17 protein-coding genes are annotated in these 17,775 nt (G+C 73.5%); 10 read left to right on the top strand and 7 right to left on the bottom strand.

Annotated elements, in window-relative coordinates; translation table 11 throughout:
• Positions 1-206: 206 nt before the first annotated feature.
• Positions 207-1,094, bottom strand: a complete 888-nt coding sequence (locus LRS74_RS24155; RefSeq protein ID WP_277742981.1) for an AraC family transcriptional regulator — start codon at positions 1,092-1,094, stop codon at positions 207-209.
• Positions 1,095-1,208: 114 nt separating this feature from the next.
• Here LRS74_RS24155 and LRS74_RS24150 point away from each other — a divergent pair, with 114 nt between their 5' ends.
• From LRS74_RS24150 to LRS74_RS24140, 3 genes are all read left to right on the top strand, one after another.
• On the top strand, positions 1,209-1,535 hold the full coding sequence (locus tag LRS74_RS24150) for an antibiotic biosynthesis monooxygenase (protein WP_277742980.1): 327 nt from the start codon (positions 1,209-1,211) through the stop codon (positions 1,533-1,535).
• A 102-nt stretch (positions 1,536-1,637) separates the two neighbouring features.
• Complete coding sequence (locus tag LRS74_RS24145; protein WP_277742979.1) at positions 1,638-1,862, top strand: antitoxin; 225 nt, start codon at positions 1,638-1,640, stop codon at positions 1,860-1,862.
• A 146-nt stretch (positions 1,863-2,008) separates the two neighbouring features.
• Positions 2,009-2,527: a GNAT family N-acetyltransferase gene (locus tag LRS74_RS24140; protein WP_277742978.1), complete on the top strand. Its 519-nt coding sequence runs from the start codon at positions 2,009-2,011 to the stop codon at positions 2,525-2,527.
• A gap of 185 nt (positions 2,528-2,712) precedes the next feature.
• Here LRS74_RS24140 and LRS74_RS24135 read toward each other — a convergent pair whose 3' ends face one another.
• Positions 2,713-4,848, bottom strand: a complete 2,136-nt coding sequence (locus LRS74_RS24135; protein ID WP_277742977.1) for an MFS transporter — start codon at positions 4,846-4,848, stop codon at positions 2,713-2,715.
• 267 nt (positions 4,849-5,115) lie between these two features.
• Here LRS74_RS24135 and LRS74_RS24130 point away from each other — a divergent pair, with 267 nt between their 5' ends.
• Positions 5,116-5,784 (top strand): HAD-IA family hydrolase, encoded by a 669-nt coding sequence (locus LRS74_RS24130; RefSeq protein ID WP_277742976.1) that lies wholly within the window; start codon positions 5,116-5,118, stop codon positions 5,782-5,784.
• Positions 5,785-5,936: 152 nt separating this feature from the next.
• Here the strand turns inward: LRS74_RS24130 and LRS74_RS24125 are convergent, their stop codons facing one another.
• Positions 5,937-6,518, bottom strand: a complete 582-nt coding sequence (locus LRS74_RS24125) for a TMEM165/GDT1 family protein (RefSeq protein ID WP_277742975.1) — start codon at positions 6,516-6,518, stop codon at positions 5,937-5,939.
• A gap of 880 nt (positions 6,519-7,398) precedes the next feature.
• Between LRS74_RS24125 and LRS74_RS24120 the strand changes: the two genes are divergently transcribed.
• The 5 genes from LRS74_RS24120 to LRS74_RS24100 all read left to right on the top strand — a co-directional run bounded on the left by LRS74_RS24120 (position 7,399) and on the right by LRS74_RS24100 (position 12,994).
• On the top strand, positions 7,399-8,067 hold the full coding sequence (locus LRS74_RS24120; protein ID WP_277742974.1) for an HNH endonuclease family protein: 669 nt from the start codon (positions 7,399-7,401) through the stop codon (positions 8,065-8,067).
• A 393-nt stretch (positions 8,068-8,460) separates the two neighbouring features.
• Entirely contained in the window at positions 8,461-10,563 is a 2,103-nt protein-coding gene (locus LRS74_RS24115) for an FAD/NAD(P)-binding protein (RefSeq protein ID WP_277742973.1), read from the top strand.
• Between the two features lie 245 nt (positions 10,564-10,808).
• Positions 10,809-11,291 carry a DoxX family protein gene (locus LRS74_RS24110; protein WP_277742972.1) on the top strand — a complete coding sequence of 161 codons (483 nt, stop codon included), beginning with the start codon at positions 10,809-10,811 and terminating at the stop codon, positions 11,289-11,291.
• 211 nt (positions 11,292-11,502) lie between these two features.
• Positions 11,503-12,168 (top strand): VTT domain-containing protein, encoded by a 666-nt coding sequence (locus LRS74_RS24105; protein WP_144385594.1) that lies wholly within the window; start codon positions 11,503-11,505, stop codon positions 12,166-12,168.
• A 142-nt stretch (positions 12,169-12,310) separates the two neighbouring features.
• Positions 12,311-12,994 (top strand): lytic transglycosylase domain-containing protein, encoded by a 684-nt coding sequence (locus tag LRS74_RS24100; protein ID WP_277742971.1) that lies wholly within the window; start codon positions 12,311-12,313, stop codon positions 12,992-12,994.
• Here the strand turns inward: LRS74_RS24100 and LRS74_RS24095 are convergent.
• From LRS74_RS24095 to LRS74_RS24080, 4 genes are all read right to left on the bottom strand, one after another.
• On the bottom strand, positions 12,991-13,890 hold the full coding sequence (locus tag LRS74_RS24095) for an alpha/beta hydrolase (protein WP_277742970.1): 900 nt from the start codon (positions 13,888-13,890) through the stop codon (positions 12,991-12,993). The two genes, LRS74_RS24100 and LRS74_RS24095, sit on opposite strands and share 4 nt — an antisense overlap.
• Before the next feature lie 460 nt (positions 13,891-14,350).
• Complete coding sequence (locus LRS74_RS24090) at positions 14,351-14,563, bottom strand: hypothetical protein (protein WP_277742969.1); 213 nt, start codon at positions 14,561-14,563, stop codon at positions 14,351-14,353.
• Between the two features lie 419 nt (positions 14,564-14,982).
• On the bottom strand, positions 14,983-15,606 hold the full coding sequence (locus tag LRS74_RS24085) for a dihydrofolate reductase family protein (protein ID WP_277742968.1): 624 nt from the start codon (positions 15,604-15,606) through the stop codon (positions 14,983-14,985).
• A gap of 260 nt (positions 15,607-15,866) precedes the next feature.
• Positions 15,867-16,727, bottom strand: coding sequence for a putative protein N(5)-glutamine methyltransferase (locus LRS74_RS24080; RefSeq protein WP_277742967.1), 861 nt, complete (start codon positions 16,725-16,727; stop codon positions 15,867-15,869).
• Positions 16,728-17,037: 310 nt separating this feature from the next.
• On the opposite strand from LRS74_RS24080, the gene LRS74_RS24075 reads away from it, so the two are divergent.
• Positions 17,038-17,655, top strand: coding sequence for a hypothetical protein (locus LRS74_RS24075; protein WP_277742966.1), 618 nt, complete (start codon positions 17,038-17,040; stop codon positions 17,653-17,655).
• Positions 17,656-17,775: the final 120 nt, after the last annotated feature.

The following is a 17,775-nucleotide window of genomic DNA, read 5'->3' as shown; positions in this document are numbered from 1 at the left end:
CCCCGGTTCCCTGCGTTCCAGGTTCGCCACGCGCCGCCGCTCCCCCCACTCGCTGGTACCGGTACCGGGTGTGTGAGTCGGAGGCCCACTACTCAGACGCACAACACCCGCGCTTCGCCTGATGACTTCCGGAAATTTGTCCGAATCATCCAGACTTGCGGTAATCCAGCGTAGGCCACAGAGGACCGACTTCCGCGTCGCTTTCCTCAGCCGTGCGCGGTTCGGGCGACGATTCCGGTCGCCCGTTGGAAGACGCCCGGCGTCACGCCGTAGGAGCGGACGAACCATCGGTGGAGGTGGCTCTGGTCCACGAAGCCGGCCTCGCCGGCCGCCTCCGCGGCGGTCCGACCGGTCGCGAGCAACCGCCGCGCCCGGCGCAGCCGCAGCTGGCGTTGGTAGTCGCTGGGCGCCATGCCGTACTCCGCGCGGAAGGCGCGGTACAGCGCGAAGCGGCTGCAACCGGCTGCCTCCGCGAGCGCCTGCGCCGGCATCTCCTCGGCGTACGTCTCCTCCAGCACCGCCCGCGCGCGCCGCGCCGCGACCGCCTGGCCGGCCGAGGAGCCGGGGGCACGGACCCGAGCGGCACGGGTGGCGCCGTGCCGCACCATGGCGGTGACCGCGGCGGTCAGCCGCTCGTCCCGCACCAGCGGGCCGGCCGCCGGGCCGGCGAGCAGAGCGGTGTGCAGCCGCAACACCGCGGCGCCCAGCCGCGGGTCGGTGATGACCGGCCGGTCGAACAGCGGCAGCGCGACAGGGCGGTCGGCGTCCCCACCCAGGTCCGCCAGCAGCTCCCGCACCACGGCGGGCCCCAGATACACGATCCGGTACTGGTAGCCCAACTCCGCGGCGGCCTCACCGTCGTGCGGGTCGTCCGGGTTGAAGGCCATGACCATGCCCGCCCCGCTGGTGCACACCGCGCCCCGGCAGCGGAACCGCTGGGCGCCGACCTCCGTCACCGCGAAGGAGTACGCGTCGTGGCTGTGCCGGTGGAACCGATGGCTGAAGAAGTGCGCGTGCATGGCCTCCACGGGCCGCTCCGGGTCCCGCCAGTACCGCGCCCAGCCGTCGCGGTCGCCTCCGCCTTCCACCCCCATCGCCCCATTGTCGCCTGCCTTTTGCTCCCACTCGCTCCCCTGTCCCCCTCCTCCGGGGCGCGCCGGGCCGAGGGGCGTGGCGGCCGGGCCGGGCGGGTGCGGGAGGATGGGGCCATGAGCATCGTGAAGATCAACGTGCTGACCGTGCCCGCCGAGCAGCGGGAGCTGCTGGAGCAGCGTTTCGCCGCGCGTGCGGGGTCCGTGGAGAGCTCCGACGGCTTCGAGTGGTTCGAACTGCTGCGCCCGGTGGAGGGCACCGACGAGTACCTCGTCTACACCCGCTGGCGCGACGAGGAGTCGTACAAGGCGTGGATGGAGGGGTCGATGCGTCAGGCCCACCAGGGCGGCGGCGAGGGGGCCCCGAAGCAGCGTCCGGCGGCCACCGGCTCCACCCTGTGGTCCTTCGACGTCGTCCAGCAGGCCGCCCCGAAGCAGGACTGACCCGGCGGCGGCCCACCCCGTTCGGGCTAGTCCCTTTGGCCGTGCTCTCCGCTCTGCCCAACGCTGGAAGCAGCGTCAGCCCGAGCGAGAAGAGTGATTTCCATGAGCTTCAAGGACACCATGAGGCATCTCAAGGAGCGGCTGAAGGGGCACGAGGACAAGGTCGACCGCGGCATGGACAGGGGCGCCGAGCGGGCCGACCGGCGCACCGGCGGGAAGTACACCGAACACATCGAGCGCGGCTCCCAGCAGGCCAAGGACGCCCTGCTGTCGCCGGAGGAGAAGCGACGGCAGGACCGTCCGGGCGGTGACAGCCCGGGTGCCTGATTCCCGGCCGTCCCCCGGACGCGTCCCCGGACGGCCGCGGATCCCTCCGCCCATGGCCGGCGGGGGCCGGGTGGCTGACGAACCAGCCATCCGGTCCCCGCCGTTCCGTGCGGCCCGGTGCGGAGCCAGTCAGGAGCGAGCACCGCATGACCTCCCCTTGGACCGTCTCTCCCCGGCCGCCCGGCACCCCCGAGGCGGCCGCGCTGTTGCGCGAGTACCTGATCGACGTCGCCGACCGCTGGTATCTGCGCCACCACGGGCGGGCCGCGACCGTCGAGGAGATGGCCGGACACCTGGCCGAGATGGTCAATGACGACCTCGCCCCGCCGCGCGGGGTGTTCCTGGTGGGCCGACACGACGACGAGCCGGGCGGGTGCGTGGGGCTGCGGCTGCTGGACGGCGACCGGGCCGAGCTCACCCGGATGTACATCCGGTCCGCCAAGCGCGGGCTGGGCGGCGCCGGGCTGCTGCTCGGGGCCGCCGAGCGGGCCGCCGTCGGGCTGGGCGCCCAGCGCCTCGTTCTGAACACCAGGCTGGACCTGGTCGAGGCCCGCGCGCTGTACGCGCGGCACGGCTTCCAGGAGACCGCGCGGTACGCGGGCGACGAGGATCCGTACGCGGAGTGCTGGTACGCCAAGGACCTGGCCGGGCCCCTACCTTCCTAGCGCCAAGGGCCGGGCCGGGTCCACACCCTCGCAGCTCCAAGGACCTGTCCGGGTCCACATCCTCGTAGCGCCAAGGACCTATCCGGGTCCGCACCCTCGTAGTGCCGGCCGCCCGACCGCGTCGGCGGACCCGCCGGGGGGGGGCGCCGTCAGCGGCGGGCGCTCGGCCGGGGTGCGGGGCCTGCTCAGCCGCCGCCCCCGGCTCCGGGGCGCAGCCCGGGCGGCGGGCTGCGCGGCGGTCCGTGCGGGCGCTCGTGGTCACGGTGGACGGTTTCGCCGTTGTGCGGCTGCTCGGCGTCGCTGCCGCACAGCTCCCGGCTCAGCTCCCGTACGAGCTCCAGCAGGTCCGCCGGGCGGTCCGGCGTCCACCAGTCGCCGAGGAGTTCCGCCAGGGACTCCTCGCGCGCCGCGAAGAGCCGCCGGGCCGCCTCCCTGCCCTCGTCGGTGAGGAAGAGCGAGAGCCCGCGGCGCGCCGCGAGCCCGCGCGACTCGACCTCGCGGACCGCCTCGGTGATGACGCTCAGCGGCAGTTGGGTGCGGTCGGCGAGCACATGCGGCTCGGCCGTGCCGTAGCGCTGGATGCGCAGCAGCAGCCAGCTGCTGGCGGGATGGAGGTCGAGCCCGGCGCGCGCGGTGATGCGCTCGTAGACGTGCCGGCGTCCTTCGCGGCTGCCGAGCACCGACAGCGCGCGGGCGCACTCCTCGCGGGAGGAGCGCTGGACGGGGTTGCTGGAGAGCACCTCGCTGGTGTCGGGGGCGGTGACGCTGCCGCGCAGCGGCTCCTCCTTGAGGAAGCAGGCCAGCGCGCAGGCGACGAGCACGAGCGGGACCGCGTAGAGGAAGACATCCGTGATGGAGACGGAGTACGCGTGCAGCACCGCGGTCTGGTCGGCGGGCGGCAGCAGGCGGAGGGCGTGCGGGTCGGCGCTCAGCTCGCCGGGGTCGACGCCGGGCGGCAGCGGCTTGCCGGCCAGGGCGTCGGCGATCCGCGGTCCGAGCCGGCTCGCGAAGATCGTGCCGAAGATGGAGACGCCGAAGGAGGCGCCGATGGAGCGGAAGAAGGTGGCGCCGGAGGTGGCGACGCCGAGGTCCTCGTACCCCACCGCGTTCTGCACGATGAGCACCAGTACCTGCATCACCAGGCCCAGACCGCAGCCGAAGACGAAGAGGTAGCCGCTGGTCCGGGCGACCGAACTGGCCTCGTCGAGCTGGTGCATGAGAAGCAGCCCGAGCGCGGTCAGCGCGGTGCCGGCGATGGGGAAGAACTTGTAGCGCCCGGTGCGGCTGACGATCTGGCCGGAGGCGGTGGAGGCCAGCAGCATGCCCAGCACCATCGGCAGCAGATGCAGCCCGGAGACGGTCGGCGACACGCCCTGGACGACCTGGAGGAAGGTCGGCAGGAAGGTCATGCTGCCGAACATCGCGAAGCCGACGACGAAGCCGATGACCGAGCAGAGCGTGAAGGTGCGGCTGCGGAAGAGCCGCGGCGGCAGCACCGGCTCCGCCGCCCGCCGCTCGACCAGGACGAACGCCACCAGCAGCACCGCTCCCAGCAGCGCCAGGCCGATGACCTGCCAGGAGTCCCAGCCGAAGCTGACGCCGCCGAGGGAGGTCAGCAGCACCAGCGCGGCGGCGACCGCGGCGATGAGGAAGGTGCCGAGGTAGTCGATGGTGTGCGCGGTGCGGCGGGCCGGGATGTGCAGCACGGCGGCGATCACGGCGAGCGCGACGACGCCGACGGGGAGGTTGATGTAGAAGACCCAGCGCCAGCTGAGGTGGTCCACGAAGACCCCGCCGAGCAGCGGTCCGAGCACGCTGGTGCCGCCGAAGACGGCGCCGAACAGCCCCTGGTAGCGGCCGCGTTCACGCGGGGGGACGAGGTCGCCGACGATCGCCATCGACAGCACGATCAGCCCGCCGCCGCCCAGGCCCTGGAGCGCGCGGAAGGCGATCAGTTGCGACATGTCCTGCGCGAGCCCGCACAGCGCGGAGCCCACCAGGAAGATCACGATGGCGAGTTGGAAGAGCCTCTTGCGCCCGTACTGGTCGCCGAGCTTGCCCCACAGCGGGGTGGCGGCCGTCGACGCCAGCAGATAGGCGGTCACGACCCACGAGAGGTGGTCCAGGCCGCCCAGGTCGCTGACGATCGTCGGCAGGGCCGTGGCGACGATGGTCTGGTCGAGCGCGGCCAGCAGCATCCCCAGCAGCAGCGCGCCGATGGCGACCAGCACCGTGCTCCGCGGCTGCCCGGCGCCGGGGACGACGGTCCGGGCCGCCGGGGGCGGCGGGCCCGGCGCGGTTCCGCTCACCTCGTCCGCCATCGCGCCTCCTCCGAACGGGTAGCCATCCCTCCCATACTCACCCGTATGCCGTATTACGTCCCGCCGAGCGGGCGACCTCGGCGGATGTGCGAACGGAAGTCCGGACCCCGCTGGCGCAACCCCCCTCTCGTTTTGTATCGTGAGGGAACAAAGTGGTTCCGCCCGCACACCCTGACCGGCGGGCGGAGCCGCTTGTCTTCCTTCGCCGCGCCCCCTCGTGCCGCCCGGTGCCCTTCCGCCCCGCTCGGCGCCGTTTGGAGTTCGCTCATGTCGCCGGCCACCACCGCCACGCTCACCGCCCGCGCCGTCCTGCTGGACATGGACGGCACCCTGGTCAACTCCGACGCGGTGGTGGAGCGCTGCTGGCGGCGGTGGGCGGCCGAGCAGGGCCTGGACGGGGACAGCGTGATCAAGGTCGTGCACGGCCGGCAGGGCCACGCCACGATGGCGGTCCTGCTGCCCGAGCGGCCGATGGAGCAGAACCTCGCCGACAACCGGCGGATGCTGGAGTGGGAGACCGCGGACGTCGACGGCGTCGTGCCCATCCCCGGCGCCCCCGCCTTCATGGCCTCGCTCGCCGATCTGCCGCACGCCCTGGTGACCTCCGCCGACCGCGGCCTGTCCACGGCCCGGATGACCGCAGCCGGGCTGCCCATGCCCGCCGTGCGCGTCACCGCCGAGAGCGTCGGGGCCAGCAAGCCGGACCCGGAGGGCTTCCTCAAGGGCGCCGCCGAGCTGGGCTTCGCCCCCGCCGACTGCGTCGTCTTCGAGGACTCCGAGGTGGGCATAGCCGCGGGCCGGGCCGCCGGCATGCGGGTCGTCGGCGTCGGCCCCCGCGCCGCCGCCCACGCGCCGGACGTCCATGTGCGCGACCTGGAGCGGATCCGGGTCGAGGCGCTCACGGACGGCACGCTCCGGCTGCACGTCACGGCGTAGCGCCGCGGCCCCTGTGGGCGACCCGCGGACGGCCGACGCGCCGCCGTCCGCGGCGCACCGGCCGGCGTCAGAGGCGCACCGACCTACACAGCGGCCCGCGTCAGCACGTCAGCCCGCGACGGCCCGCGTCAGCGCCTCAGCACGTCAGCGCGTCAGCCCGCGACGGCCTCGTAGAGGCTCAGGCCGGCCAGCGCCAGCATCACCATCGCCGCGATCTTCGTGATCAGCTTCAGCGGCACGTACCGCATCAGCGTGCGGCCGCCCACGATGCCCAGACCGGCCACCGCCCACAGGGCGAGCACCGCGCCCACGCCCACCGAGATCGGGTCGTCGTAGCGGGCGGCGAGGTTGGCGGTCATGATCTGGGTGAGATCGCCGAACTCGGCGACCAGGATCAGCATGAAACCGGCGCCCGAGACCTTCCAGAAGGACTGGTCCGCGGGCTTCTTGATCTCTTCTTCCCCGTCGTCCTTCTTGAAGAGCAGCGTGGCCGCGCCGGCGAGGAAGAGCACGCCCACGACCGCCTGCACCACCCGGTGCGGGAGCAGCGACAGCACGCTGCCGGCGGCGATGGCGAGGGCGACATGCACCGCGAAGGCGGCGGCGACGCCGACGAAGACGTACGACGCGCGGTAGCGGGTGCCGAGCATCAACCCCGCGAGGGCGGTCTTGTCGGGGAGCTCGGCGAGGAAGACGACGCCGAAGACGACTGCGGCGACGGTGATGCTGAACACGGGGTGGATACCTCGTTCGATAGGGCCGCACCGAACGGGGCCCTCGGGGAGAGGGGTCGCTTCGGCACGGCAGCGTCGGACACTGCGGCCGAAGGTCTCGCTGGCGTACGACGCGTCCACTCGCGGTCGCGGGTCACGACCACTCGGGCACCGCCGTGGATCACGGCCGCGTCCTACGCTCCGGGCGCCGGCCCACCGCGAGGGCGGGCAGTATGTCGACGGTCCGGCGGAGAGCTACTCCCCTTCTGCTCCGGTCAAGGATACGGCAGCGGCCGCGTGGGGCGGCCGACGGCGTGCCACCGACTCCAGCGCCACCGCGAGGGCGGCCGCCTCCGTCGCCGCCTCCGTGGCCGTCTCCGGTGCCGGGAGCGCGCCGGGAGGCGCCAGGAGCGCGTCGGGAGCGAACAGCCAGCCGCACGACCGCGGCCGGCACGGATGGCCGGCACGACCGTGGCCGGCACGGGTGGCCGGCACGACCTCAGCCGGCACGACCGTGGCCGGCACGGGTGCGGCGCCACCCGGAGGCATGCCCGGGGAGGCCCCGGCGGGCGTGCTTGCGAGGACCCTCGGCGGCGTGACGAGACCCACACTCCGCCTCGGACGAACGTCGGCGACGGGGACGGCGACGGCGACGGCGCCCGAGGTCACCCGTCGGGCGCTCTCCGGCCGGGACCGCGCGGGGACCGATCGAGGAGCGGCCTCGGGTCAAGACGGCCCGCCCACCGCTCCTACCACAGCGAACGTCCGCCACACCACCCTTGCCTTTGACATGCCCGCGTCGGCAGTCTGTAACCTGACGCCCTTTCATCGGTAACCCGGCGTCGCCACCATGACCGGGCACCTCCGGTCATGAATCCCCCCACCTCCGAGGGAGTTCAGCATGTCCCGACTGCGCAGTGCCATCGCGCGTCGTCGTCTCTACGCGCGTCATGTCGCCACGGCCGCCGGCCTCACGGCCGTGGTCTCCACCCTCGTACTGAGCGGACCGTCCGCCCAGGCGGCGCCGCCCGCCCCGCCGAGCGCCGCCACGGCCCGCACCTACCTGGCCGCCCTCACCGTGCGCGGGGAAGGCTCCCTGGACGGCTACAGCCGCTCCAAGTTCCCGCACTGGAGCACCCAGCAGGGCGCCTGCAACACCCGCGAGGTGGTCCTCAAGCGCGACGGCACCGACGTCGAGCAGGACTCCCGCTGCGCCGCCGTCAAGGGCCGCTGGTTCTCGCCGTACGACGGCGCCACCTGGACCGACGCCGCGGACATCGACATCGACCACGTCGTGCCGCTCGCCGAGGCGTGGCGCTCCGGCGCCAACACCTGGACCACCACGCAGCGCCAGGGCTTCGCCAACGACCTGACGCGCTCGCAGCTCATCGCCGTCACCGACCGTGTGAACCAGGCCAAGGGCGACAAGGACCCGGCCAAGTGGCTGCCGTCGGTCACCTCGTACCGCTGCGAGTACGCCCGCATGTGGGTCGGTGTGAAGCACGACTACAAGCTGTCCGTCGACTCCGCCGAGAAGTCGGCCCTGGCCTCCCTCCTCAACGGCTGCTGACGGACCGCCGCCGACCCGCCGTCGGAGGATCCGCCGCGCGGCGGATCCTCCGCGCCCTCCCCCGCGTTCCGTGCCGTACGGCCCCACGGATCGACGGAGGAGGGCCGGATGGCGGGGCCGCCAGGGAGCCCGCGACGAACGCGCGACGCGTCCGCCGCCCGGCCCCCGAGGGCTGTTGGCAGTGATCCCTCCCACACCCGGGCCGGATGTTTCGCCGAGGGTCTGGACTCTCCGGGCACGCCGGGCATGATGGGGCGCGCCCGTCCCGTCACAACCGGTCACCACCGATGACCGGGTGTTCCGTGTGCCCGTCCACGTACGGCCGGGTGCTCGCGTCCGCAGGCGCGAGCGCCTCGTCCGTCCGCCCCTCAGCTGCCCCCGGGAGACGTCACCTTGGCCGGAGCCCGCCCCGCGCCCGGAGTCCAGCACGAGATCGCCATCGTCGGTTGCGGCCCCAGGGGCACCAGCGTGCTGGAGCGCATATGCGCCTCCGCCCCCGCGCTGGCACCCGGTGTCCGGCTGACCGTGCATCTGATCGACCCCGCCCCGCCCGGCCCCGGCCAGGTCTGGCGCACCGCACAGCCCGCCGGGCTGCTGATGAACACCGTGGCCTCGCAGGTGACCCTCTTCACCGACGCCAGCGTCGAGTGCGCCGGTCCGATCCGCCCCGGACCCAGCCTGTACGAGTGGTGCGCGGCGCGGGGGTCGGCGCTCGGCCCCGACGACTACCCGCCCCGGGCCCTGTACGGCCGCTATCTGGAATGGGTCTTCGCGGAGGTGGCGCGCACCGCGCCGGAGGGGCTGACGGTCGTCACCCACGCGACACGCGCCGTACGGCTGGAGGAACGGTCGGACGGTGCGCAGGCGCTCACCCTGGACGACGGGCGGCGGCTGACCGGCCTGTCGGCGGTCGTCCTGGCGCAGGGCCATCTGCCCACCGCCCCCGACGCCGAGCAGCGGCGGCTCGCCGGTTACGCCGCGGCCCACGGGCTGCGCCACCTGCCGCCCGGGAACCCGGCCGACCTCGACCTGTCCGTCGTCGCCCCCGGCGAGACGGTGCTGCTGCGCGGCCTGGGCCTCAACTTCTTCGACCACATGGCGCTGCTGACGACCGGTCGTGGCGGGCGCTTCGCCACGGGCGCCGACGGCGCGCTGGTCTACCACGCCTCGGGCCGCGAACCCCGGCTGTACGCGGGCTCCCGGCGCGGCATCCCGTACCACGCCCGCGGCGACAACGCGAAGGGCGCCTGCGGGCGGCACCGGCCCGTCCTGCTCACCCCGGAGGTGATCGCCCTCTTCCGGAAGCGGGCGACGGCCGGTGACGCGCCGGACTTCCGGGCCGAGATCTGGCCGCTGGTCGCCAAGGAGGTCGAGACCGTCTACTACGAGGCGCTGCTCGCCGCCCGCGCGCCCGCGGCCTCCGCCACCGGCCCGGCGGGCGCACCCGGTACGCCCGGCGCCGGATTCCGTGGGCGCTTCCTGGCGACGCCGCCCGGCGGCCCGGAGGAGGCGGCGGTGCTCGACGCGTACGGCATCGGCGCGGGCGATCGATGGTCCTGGGAGGAGCTGGCGCGGCCGTACGGGCGGCGGAGGTTCGCCGGGCCCGCGGAGTTCCGCGACTGGTTGGTGGACCATCTGCGCCGGGATGTGGCGCAGGCCCGGCTGGGCAATGTGGCGGGGCCGGTGAAGGCCGCCCTGGACGTGCTGCGGGACCTGCGGAACGAGCTGCGGCAGATCGTCGACCACGGCGGGCTGCCGGGGCCGTCCCGACGGGCCGACCTGGACCGCTGGTACACGCCCCTCAACGCCTTTCTCTCCATCGGGCCGCCGCGCCGCCGGATAGAGGAGCTGGTCGCGCTGATCGAGGCGGGGGTGGTGGAGGTCCTCGGCCCGGAGCTGGAGGTCGGCACCAGCGGGCCCGACGAGCGCCCCGGCTTCCTGGCCCGCTCGGCCCGGGTGCCGGGTGCCCCCATACGGGCGACGACCCTGATCGAGGCGCGGCTGCCGGAGCCGGACCTACGGCGCACGGCGGACGAGTTGCTGGCGCACCTGCTGCGGACGGGCGGCTGCCGCGCGCACCGGGTGCCGGGCCGCGCCCCGGACCTCGACACCGCCCCGGACCTCGACGGGGTGCCGAACCTCCGCGACGACCCGCCCGGCGGCGCCCCGTCCCGCCCTGCCCCGTCGGACCGGGACCCGAACCTCCGCGACGCGCCCGACGGCGCCGAGGGCTACGAGACCGGCGGGCTCGACGTCACGCCCAGCCCGTACCACCTGATCGACGCCGCCGGCCGCCCGCACCCGCGCCGCTTCGCCCTCGGGGTGCCGACGGAGGGCGTGCACTGGGTGACGGCGGCGGGCGCCCGGCCCGGGGTGAACTCGGTGACACTGGCGGACGCCGACGCGGTGGCGCGGGCCGTGTTGCGCGTCACCCGAACGAAACCCGGGTCCGCTACCACTGAGGCGGGCGAGACCGCGAGGGGTGGGACCGCTTGATGCCACGCCGGTCCCGTCGGACCGCGGACGGGGCTCTGCCACACGGGTCGTCGTGGCCCGAATCGGCGAGTCCAGTGCCGCCGGAAGCCGGGCACCGACCACCATCTGCACGGATATCACCCAGCGCATAGCTCGTCGCCCGATGTAAGAATGGCATGAACTTGAACTTGCAACAAAATATGAGGCGACCCTAACCTGGCAACCTCGCGCTTCCCGTCCCCCAACCTGAAACGAGGGCACGTCCCATGTCTTCCTCTCCGAACCCCTTCCAGCCGCTCACCGAGCGCCTGGACGCCACCCGGCCGTACGTCCTGTCGCTGTTCCGGATCGTCGTCGGCCTGCTCTTCTTCTGCCACGGCGCCGCCTCGCTGCTCGGCTGGTTCGGTGGGGCCATGGGTACCGGCGCCACCATCGACGCGGGCACCTGGCCCGGCTGGTACGCCGCGGTGATCCAGCTCGTCGGCGGCGGCCTGGTCATGATCGGCCTGGGCACCCGCAGCGCGGCGTTCATCTCCTCCGGCTCGATGGCCTACGCCTACTTCGTCGAGCACCAGCCGGAGAAGCTCTGGCCCATTCAGAACGGCGGCGAGGCGTCGGCCATGTTCTGCTGGGCGCTGCTGCTCCTGGTCTTCACCGGCCCCGGCCCGCTGGCCGTGGACCGACTCCTGGGCAACTCCCGCGCGGCGGCCGCCGGTAACGAGGCGCGGCGCCAGCCGTCCCGGGTGTGAATCACGCCTGAATCATCCCCGAACGCCCCTCAGATGAGGCGTGGATCACGTCATGCGGGACGAGAACGTCCCGCATGACGTGATTCGAACAACATCATCACCCCCTGCTCGGTATTCTCTTCAGTCACAGGCGTACGCTGTACGGCTGTAAAGGCCGCTCCTGCCGCTCTCGCTGCGACGTCGCGGCGGGGGAACGGGACCGGGAGAGACGTTGTTGGAGCATGTGGGGTCATTGATCAATACCCCATGGATTTATGCCGTGATCGGGCTCTCGGTCGTTCTGGACGTGTTCCTCCCCGTGCTGCCCAGCGGTGTCCTCGTGATCACCGCCGCCACGGCGGTCGCCGGCACCACCGCCGACGTGGTCGGCGCGGCCAGCGCCCGGGCGGCCGGCAGCGTCTTTCCCGAGATGCTGGGCCTCGTGGTGTGCGCCGCCACCGCCTCCGTCGTCGGCGACATGGTCGCCTTCCGACTGGCCTCGCGCGGCAGCGATCGCCTTGACCGGGCCATCGCGCGCTCGCGCAGACTCACCCGCGCCCAGGAGAAGTTGGGCTCGGCGCTGGTACGGGGCGGCGGCCCGCTCATGGTGGTGGCGCGCTTCGCCCCCGCCGGCCGCTCGGTGGTCAGCCTGAGCGCCGGGGCCGCGCACTACCGGGTCGGACAGTTCCTGCCCTGGTCCGCGGTGGCCGGCGTGGCCTGGGCCGCCTACAGCGTCACCCTCGGCTACTTCGGCGGCCATTGGCTGGGCGCCACCTGGCTGGGCACCGCGGTGTCGGTGTCCGCCCTGTTCCTGGCGGGCGCTGGAGCGGCGTTCCTCGTGAAGCGGCCGGGCGTCGGAGACCAGGCGCGGCAGGCAGCCCAGCACGGCGCCTCGTAGGGCCGGCCATGGCGCGGGAGCGACGACCGACTACGGGGCGAACGGGGCGATTTCAGATAAACGGGATCTCCGGCTACGGTCCCACCATGCGGACTTTCACCTCGACTCCCAGCCTGCAGTCCAGCCGCCACCTGGCGGCCCGGTGAGCGGGCGGGGCGGGCGCACCGCCGTCATCGCGGGCGGCGGCACGCTGGTGCTGGCCGCCGCGGCGGGCGTCGTCGTGTGGAAGTCCTTCTTCTCCGGGCCCGGGCTACCGACCATCCCGGACGAGTACCGGCCGATGATCGAGTCGGCCGCGCGCACCTGCCCGCAGCTGAGCGTGCCGCTGCTGGCCGCGCAGATCGACGCGGAGAGCGGCTGGCGGGAGGACGCGGACTCCGGGCACGCCCAGGGCATCTCGCAGTTCGCGCCGGTCACCTGGTCCGAGTGGGGCCGGGACGGGGACGGCGACGGCAAGGCCGACGTCTGGAAGCCGGCCGACGCCATCCCCTCGCAGGCCCGGTACATGTGCCATCTGTACGAGGTGGTCGAGGACGTGGCCGGCGACCCGACCGAGCTGGCCCTGGCGGCGTACAACGCCGGCCCCAACGCGGTGCTCAAGGCGCGTGGCATACCGCGGATCGACGAGACCGAGGGCTATGTCGACCGGATCGTGAGAACCCTGCTCCCGGACTACCGGAAGAGCGAGGCGGAGCGGGCGTCCGACGCCCCGTCCGAGCCCGCCTCCGACGCTCCGTCGAGCCCCGGTTCCGGGCCCGCGTCCGCCCCGGCCTCCGGCTCCCCCACAGGTCCCGCCGCCGGACCCGCCGCCGGCACCGTGAGCTAACGCGGCTCCGCCGCGCCCGCCACACCGTCGACCGGGGTGGCCGCGGTCGGCCCCACCGCCGTCACGGCATCCGCCGCGTCGGCGGCGTCGATCGCGTCCGCGGTCAGGAAGTCCTCGATCGCCCGCACCAGTTCCAGGGGCGTCTCGTCGGCGGGGTAGTGTCCGGCGCACGGCAGCTCCACCAGCTCGGCGTCTATGTACCAGCGCAGCCATGTCCGCCGCATCACCTCCGCCGTGAGTGCCGGGTCGTAGGCCCCGACCACCACGCGCACCGGGACGGTGACGCCCTCTATCTCGGAGTGGAAGTCCTCCCGCGCCCAGGAGTCCAGCCAGGCCCGGAGCGCCTTCGCGTCGCTGTTGTCCAGCGAGTGTCGGACCATCAGGTCAAGCCAGGCGTCGGGATGGCGGCTACCGGTGGTCAGATCGATGATCGTCCTGCGGTTCTCCGGACGCTCGGCGGCGCCGACGAACAGTTCCCACTGGTCGCCGTCGAAGGGCACTCCGGAGGCGGGCACCGGCGCCACTCCCACCAGCCGCCGCACCCGCTGCGGCGCGGCGGCCACCACACGCTGGGCGACCGAGGCGCCCATGGAGTGGCCCAGGAGGGAGAACCGGTCCCAGCCGAGGTGGTCGGCGAGCGCGAGCAGGTCCTGGCCCGCCTCCCGGGTGGTGTACGCGCCCGCTATGTCGCGCGCTTCGCCATAGCCGCGCAGGTCGGGCAGGACGTAGGTGAAGGCCCGCCGGTCCACGTGCGGCAGCACCGCGGCGTACGCGGCGCGATCGGAGAACCAGCCGTGCACGGCGATGACCGGATGCGGTCCGTCGCCGACGACCTCATAAGGCGGCACGACGCCTGGCTCGACGGGTGGTACGACGGGTGGAACATGGGCTCCCATGGCGCCTCCGGTCCCAGTCGGATATACGGGCACGCCGGCCGCGCCCGCGCCGACAACGTTCGTCGCGACCGACGGGTACGGCAAGGCGGTTGCGCATATGCGCCACGACCGTGACGGCATCGCCCGCCATGGACGCGTTCCGTACGCGACATCCGCTACGTCGGGTCGCGGCCGTTACGGGCGCTCCTGCTGTTCCCATCCGGTACGTCCGTTACCTGGTGCGTCGACACGGCCTGTGCGGTGTGCTCCCGTTACCACCCATCCCGGCGCGCCCATCTCCTCGCACCCATCCCCTCGCGCCTTTCCGCGCTCCCCGCCGGGGTCAGGCGGGCCCGTCGCCGTTCTGCCGGGTCCGTCGAACCCGCGACACCACCGCCCCGCGGCCCCGCCACCCACCGGGTGACGGGGCGACGGGGCGACGAGGTGACCGGTGCGACAGGGCCACCGGGGACAGCGTGCGTCAGGCGGCCGCCGTGAGGGCCATCTCTCGCCGCACCGCCCGAAGATAGAGCCCGAGCAGCCGCGTGTACTCCACCCGCTCCTCGGGCAGGAGCGGCCTGGCCCGGCGCGCCCGCAGGAAGGCGCGTATCTCCTCATTGGCATGCTCGGCGTCGGAGCACACGGCCTCGGTGGCCGGGCGCACGGCATCGGGAGCCAGGGATGACGGGAACATGGGACAAGGCTAAGGGCAGGCTCTGACAACGAAAGCCCACCATCGGTCGAGCGTGGCCACATCGGTGCGGTGGGGCCGCCCGCCCCGGTTACGCGGGCGACACACCCGCCCCCACCCCCGCCCCCGGCGGCCGTCCGCGCGAAGGTCGATCCACCGCCACGGCGCCCGTCGGGCGGCCCCGGCCACCACACCCCTCGCGCCCGCTACGAACAGCCGTTCCCGTGACGGTGACAGACCCATATGCCGGAGGTACGCGCCGCCACCCGGCCCGTGGCGAAGGGCGCCACGCCGGCGCGGCCGCGGCCGGCCGCGTACACAGCGCGTCGCCCGGAGGAGCCCGCCGCGGGCCCGCCGGGGGCCCGCAGTTCGGCCGGATCATTGCGCTCGCCCCCGGTGCCGCCGCGGCGGACGCCCCGTGGCTACTGCTCCTCCAGATCGAAGGTCCCGAAGGTGGGCCGCCCGGCGAGCTCGTAGCTCAGTACGGCGACCCCGGCGCCGGTCGTCCGGGAGTCCGTCAGCCGCAGCGCGCTGGGCGCCGCCCCGTCCTCGAACAGCCGCCTCCCCGTCCCCAGCACCACCGGATACACCCACAGCCGGAACTCGTCGATGAGATCGTGCGCCATCAGGGACCGCGCCAGCGTCCCGCTCCCGTGGATCTGCAACTCCCCCTCGTGCCGCTCCTTCAGCTCCGCCACCGCCCGCGCCACGTCCCCCTCCAGCAGCGTGGAGTTCTGCCACTCCACCCGGTCGAGCGTGGTGGACGCGACGTACTTGGGCAGGCCGTTGAGCCGCGAGGCGACGGGGTCCGCCGGGTCGGTCACCTGCGGCCAGTACGCCGCGAAGATCTCGTACGTACGCCGCCCCAGCAGGAACCCCGTCGCCGTCTCGAACCGCTCCGCCACGATGCGCATCATGTCCTCGTCGGCGTAGGGCACCAGCCAGCCCCCGTACTCGAAGCCTCCGCTGGTGTCCTCCTCGGGCCCACCGGGCGCCTGTACCACCCCGTCAAGCGACAGGAATTCCGTCAGTGACACCGTGGCCATGGCCGTGGCTCCTTCTGGTCGTCGTCAGTGATCCACCAGGTCAGACTCCAGCGGAGGGCGAAACTCATCGCGGACGCGACACGCGGGAGCCGGCGGCGCGTCCCCCGGGCGCCGCAGGCGCGCCACACGGAAGGGGCGTCACCGGAGCCGGCCCCGGGCGGTGGCGCGCCGCCGGGGGGCCGAGGACCCGAAGGAGCGCCACCGCTCGGCGGAAGGGCCCGAAGGGGCCCCACCGCTCGGAGGAAGGGACCGAAGGGCTTCTACCGCTCGGTGGAGAGGCCCGCTCCGAGATCGGTCGCCGGGCCTTCACGGCGTCCGATGACGACGGTGGCGTCCAGGTCCTCACAGTCGACCACCCGCGGCACCAAGCCGTTCCGGGCGAACTCCGCCATCGTCCGCGGTGCCTGCCGCTCGCTCGTCTCCACCAGCAGATACCCGCCGGGGACCAGCCACCGCCGCGCTTCCGCCGTCACCCGCCGCTGCACGTCGAGCCCGTCCTCGCCCCCGTCCAGGGACACCCGGGACTCGTATATCCGCGCCTCCGGCGGCAACAGCTCCATCGCCTCCGTCGGCACATACGGAGCGTTGGCCACCAGCACGTCGACCCGTCCCGCCAGGGCCCCCGGCAGTGCGTCGAAGAGGTCACCCTCGTAGACCCGGCCGAGCCCGGCGAGGTTCCGCCGCGCACACCGCACCGCCGCGGGGTCGATGTCGGCGGCGTACAGCTCCACGGGCCGCGCCCGAAGGTGCGAGGCCAGCGCCGCCCCCACCGCCCCGGACCCGCAGCACAGGTCCACGACCACGGCACCCTCGGTGCGGCCGGCCAGTCGGGCCGCCTGGCGCGCCAGGAACTCGGTCCGCCGGCGCGGGACGAACACCCCCGGATCCACCGCTATCCGGAGCCCGCAGAACTCGGCCCAGCCGAGGACGTGTTCCAACGGCCGGCCGGCGACGCGCCGGTCCACCATGGCGTCGAGCTCGGCGGGTGAAGCCGCCGCGGAGAGGAGCAACTCCGCCTCGTCCTCGGCGAAGACACAGCCGGCGGCCCGCAGCCTGTCGACGACGGTGGAGCGGAGCACGGAGAGAACGGAGGAGAAAGCAGAATCTGAAGAGAGGGTCACGGAAACCTTTCGGATCACCGAAGGGCGCCCTCCCGGTCACCTATACCGGTGCGACCGTACGGCCGCGAGTCGAGAGCACCCCGCCTGACACTGCGTTAATGGGTCTCACCTCCTGGGCCGTTCCTACGGGGAGGACCACAGTACCCCACGTCGCGCGCCACGTTCCCCGTCGGACCCGGCGCGCGTTCGTTCCGGCGCCCGCCCCCGGGCCTCCACGCGCCGTCTGCGGCGCGCGTACGCGCCCCAACCGGCCGCGGCGGCCGAGCGTCTCCTCGGCAGGGCGCCAAGGACCCTAGTCAAGGAGGGGATTGTGCCTCACGATCACGACGCAGGCCGGCTCAGCCGCCGCCGCCTCATCGGCGGGACCCTCGCCGCCTCTACCACCGCGCTCGGCGCCGCCGCGTTCGCCTCCGCCGCCCCGGCCGTGGCCGGCAGCAGCGCGGGCTTCCGCTGGTGCAACCGCTGCCAGGGCATGTGGTTCCGCTCCTCGGGCGACAGCGGCCACTGCCCCGTCCACCACTGGTGGGACCACAGCCACTACGAGGAGGGCAGCGGCACCTACTGGTTCACCGACGGCACCCCGCAGCCAGGTCAGGACCGGTTCGGCATGCTCGCCCTCAAATGGTGCCTCACCTGCAAGGCCGCCTACTTCTCCGGCGGCCGCGGCGTCTGCCCCAACAACGAGAACGGCCACACCCCCTCCGCCCGGACCTTCCGCATCGAGACCGACCTTCAACCGCCCCTGTCGAACTTCCCCAAGCAGGGCGGCTGGTGCCGCTGCCGCCGCTGCCGCGCCCTCTTCTACCTTCCGCACCTGGGCCGCTCCCACTGCCCGGCGGCCACCGGCCCGACCCCCTGGCACGACGGGGCGTACGTGAGGACCGGCTCGGGATGGCGCTACGAGAACCATCTCCCCCGGCTGAAGTGACCTGGCTGAAGTGAGCGGACGGGACCAGAGGGACGCTGGCCTCGTGGGCCCGCGCCACAGCCGCAACCTGCGGAAAACCGCAGTGTGGGAGGGGTACGGAAGCGGTTAGCGTTGCGTGCC

Source organism: Streptomyces sp. LX-29 (assembly GCF_029541745.1).
In the GTDB taxonomy this organism is placed as follows: Bacteria; Actinomycetota; Actinomycetes; order Streptomycetales; family Streptomycetaceae; genus Streptomyces.
This window is presented reverse-complemented; position numbering and strand designations above follow the sequence as displayed.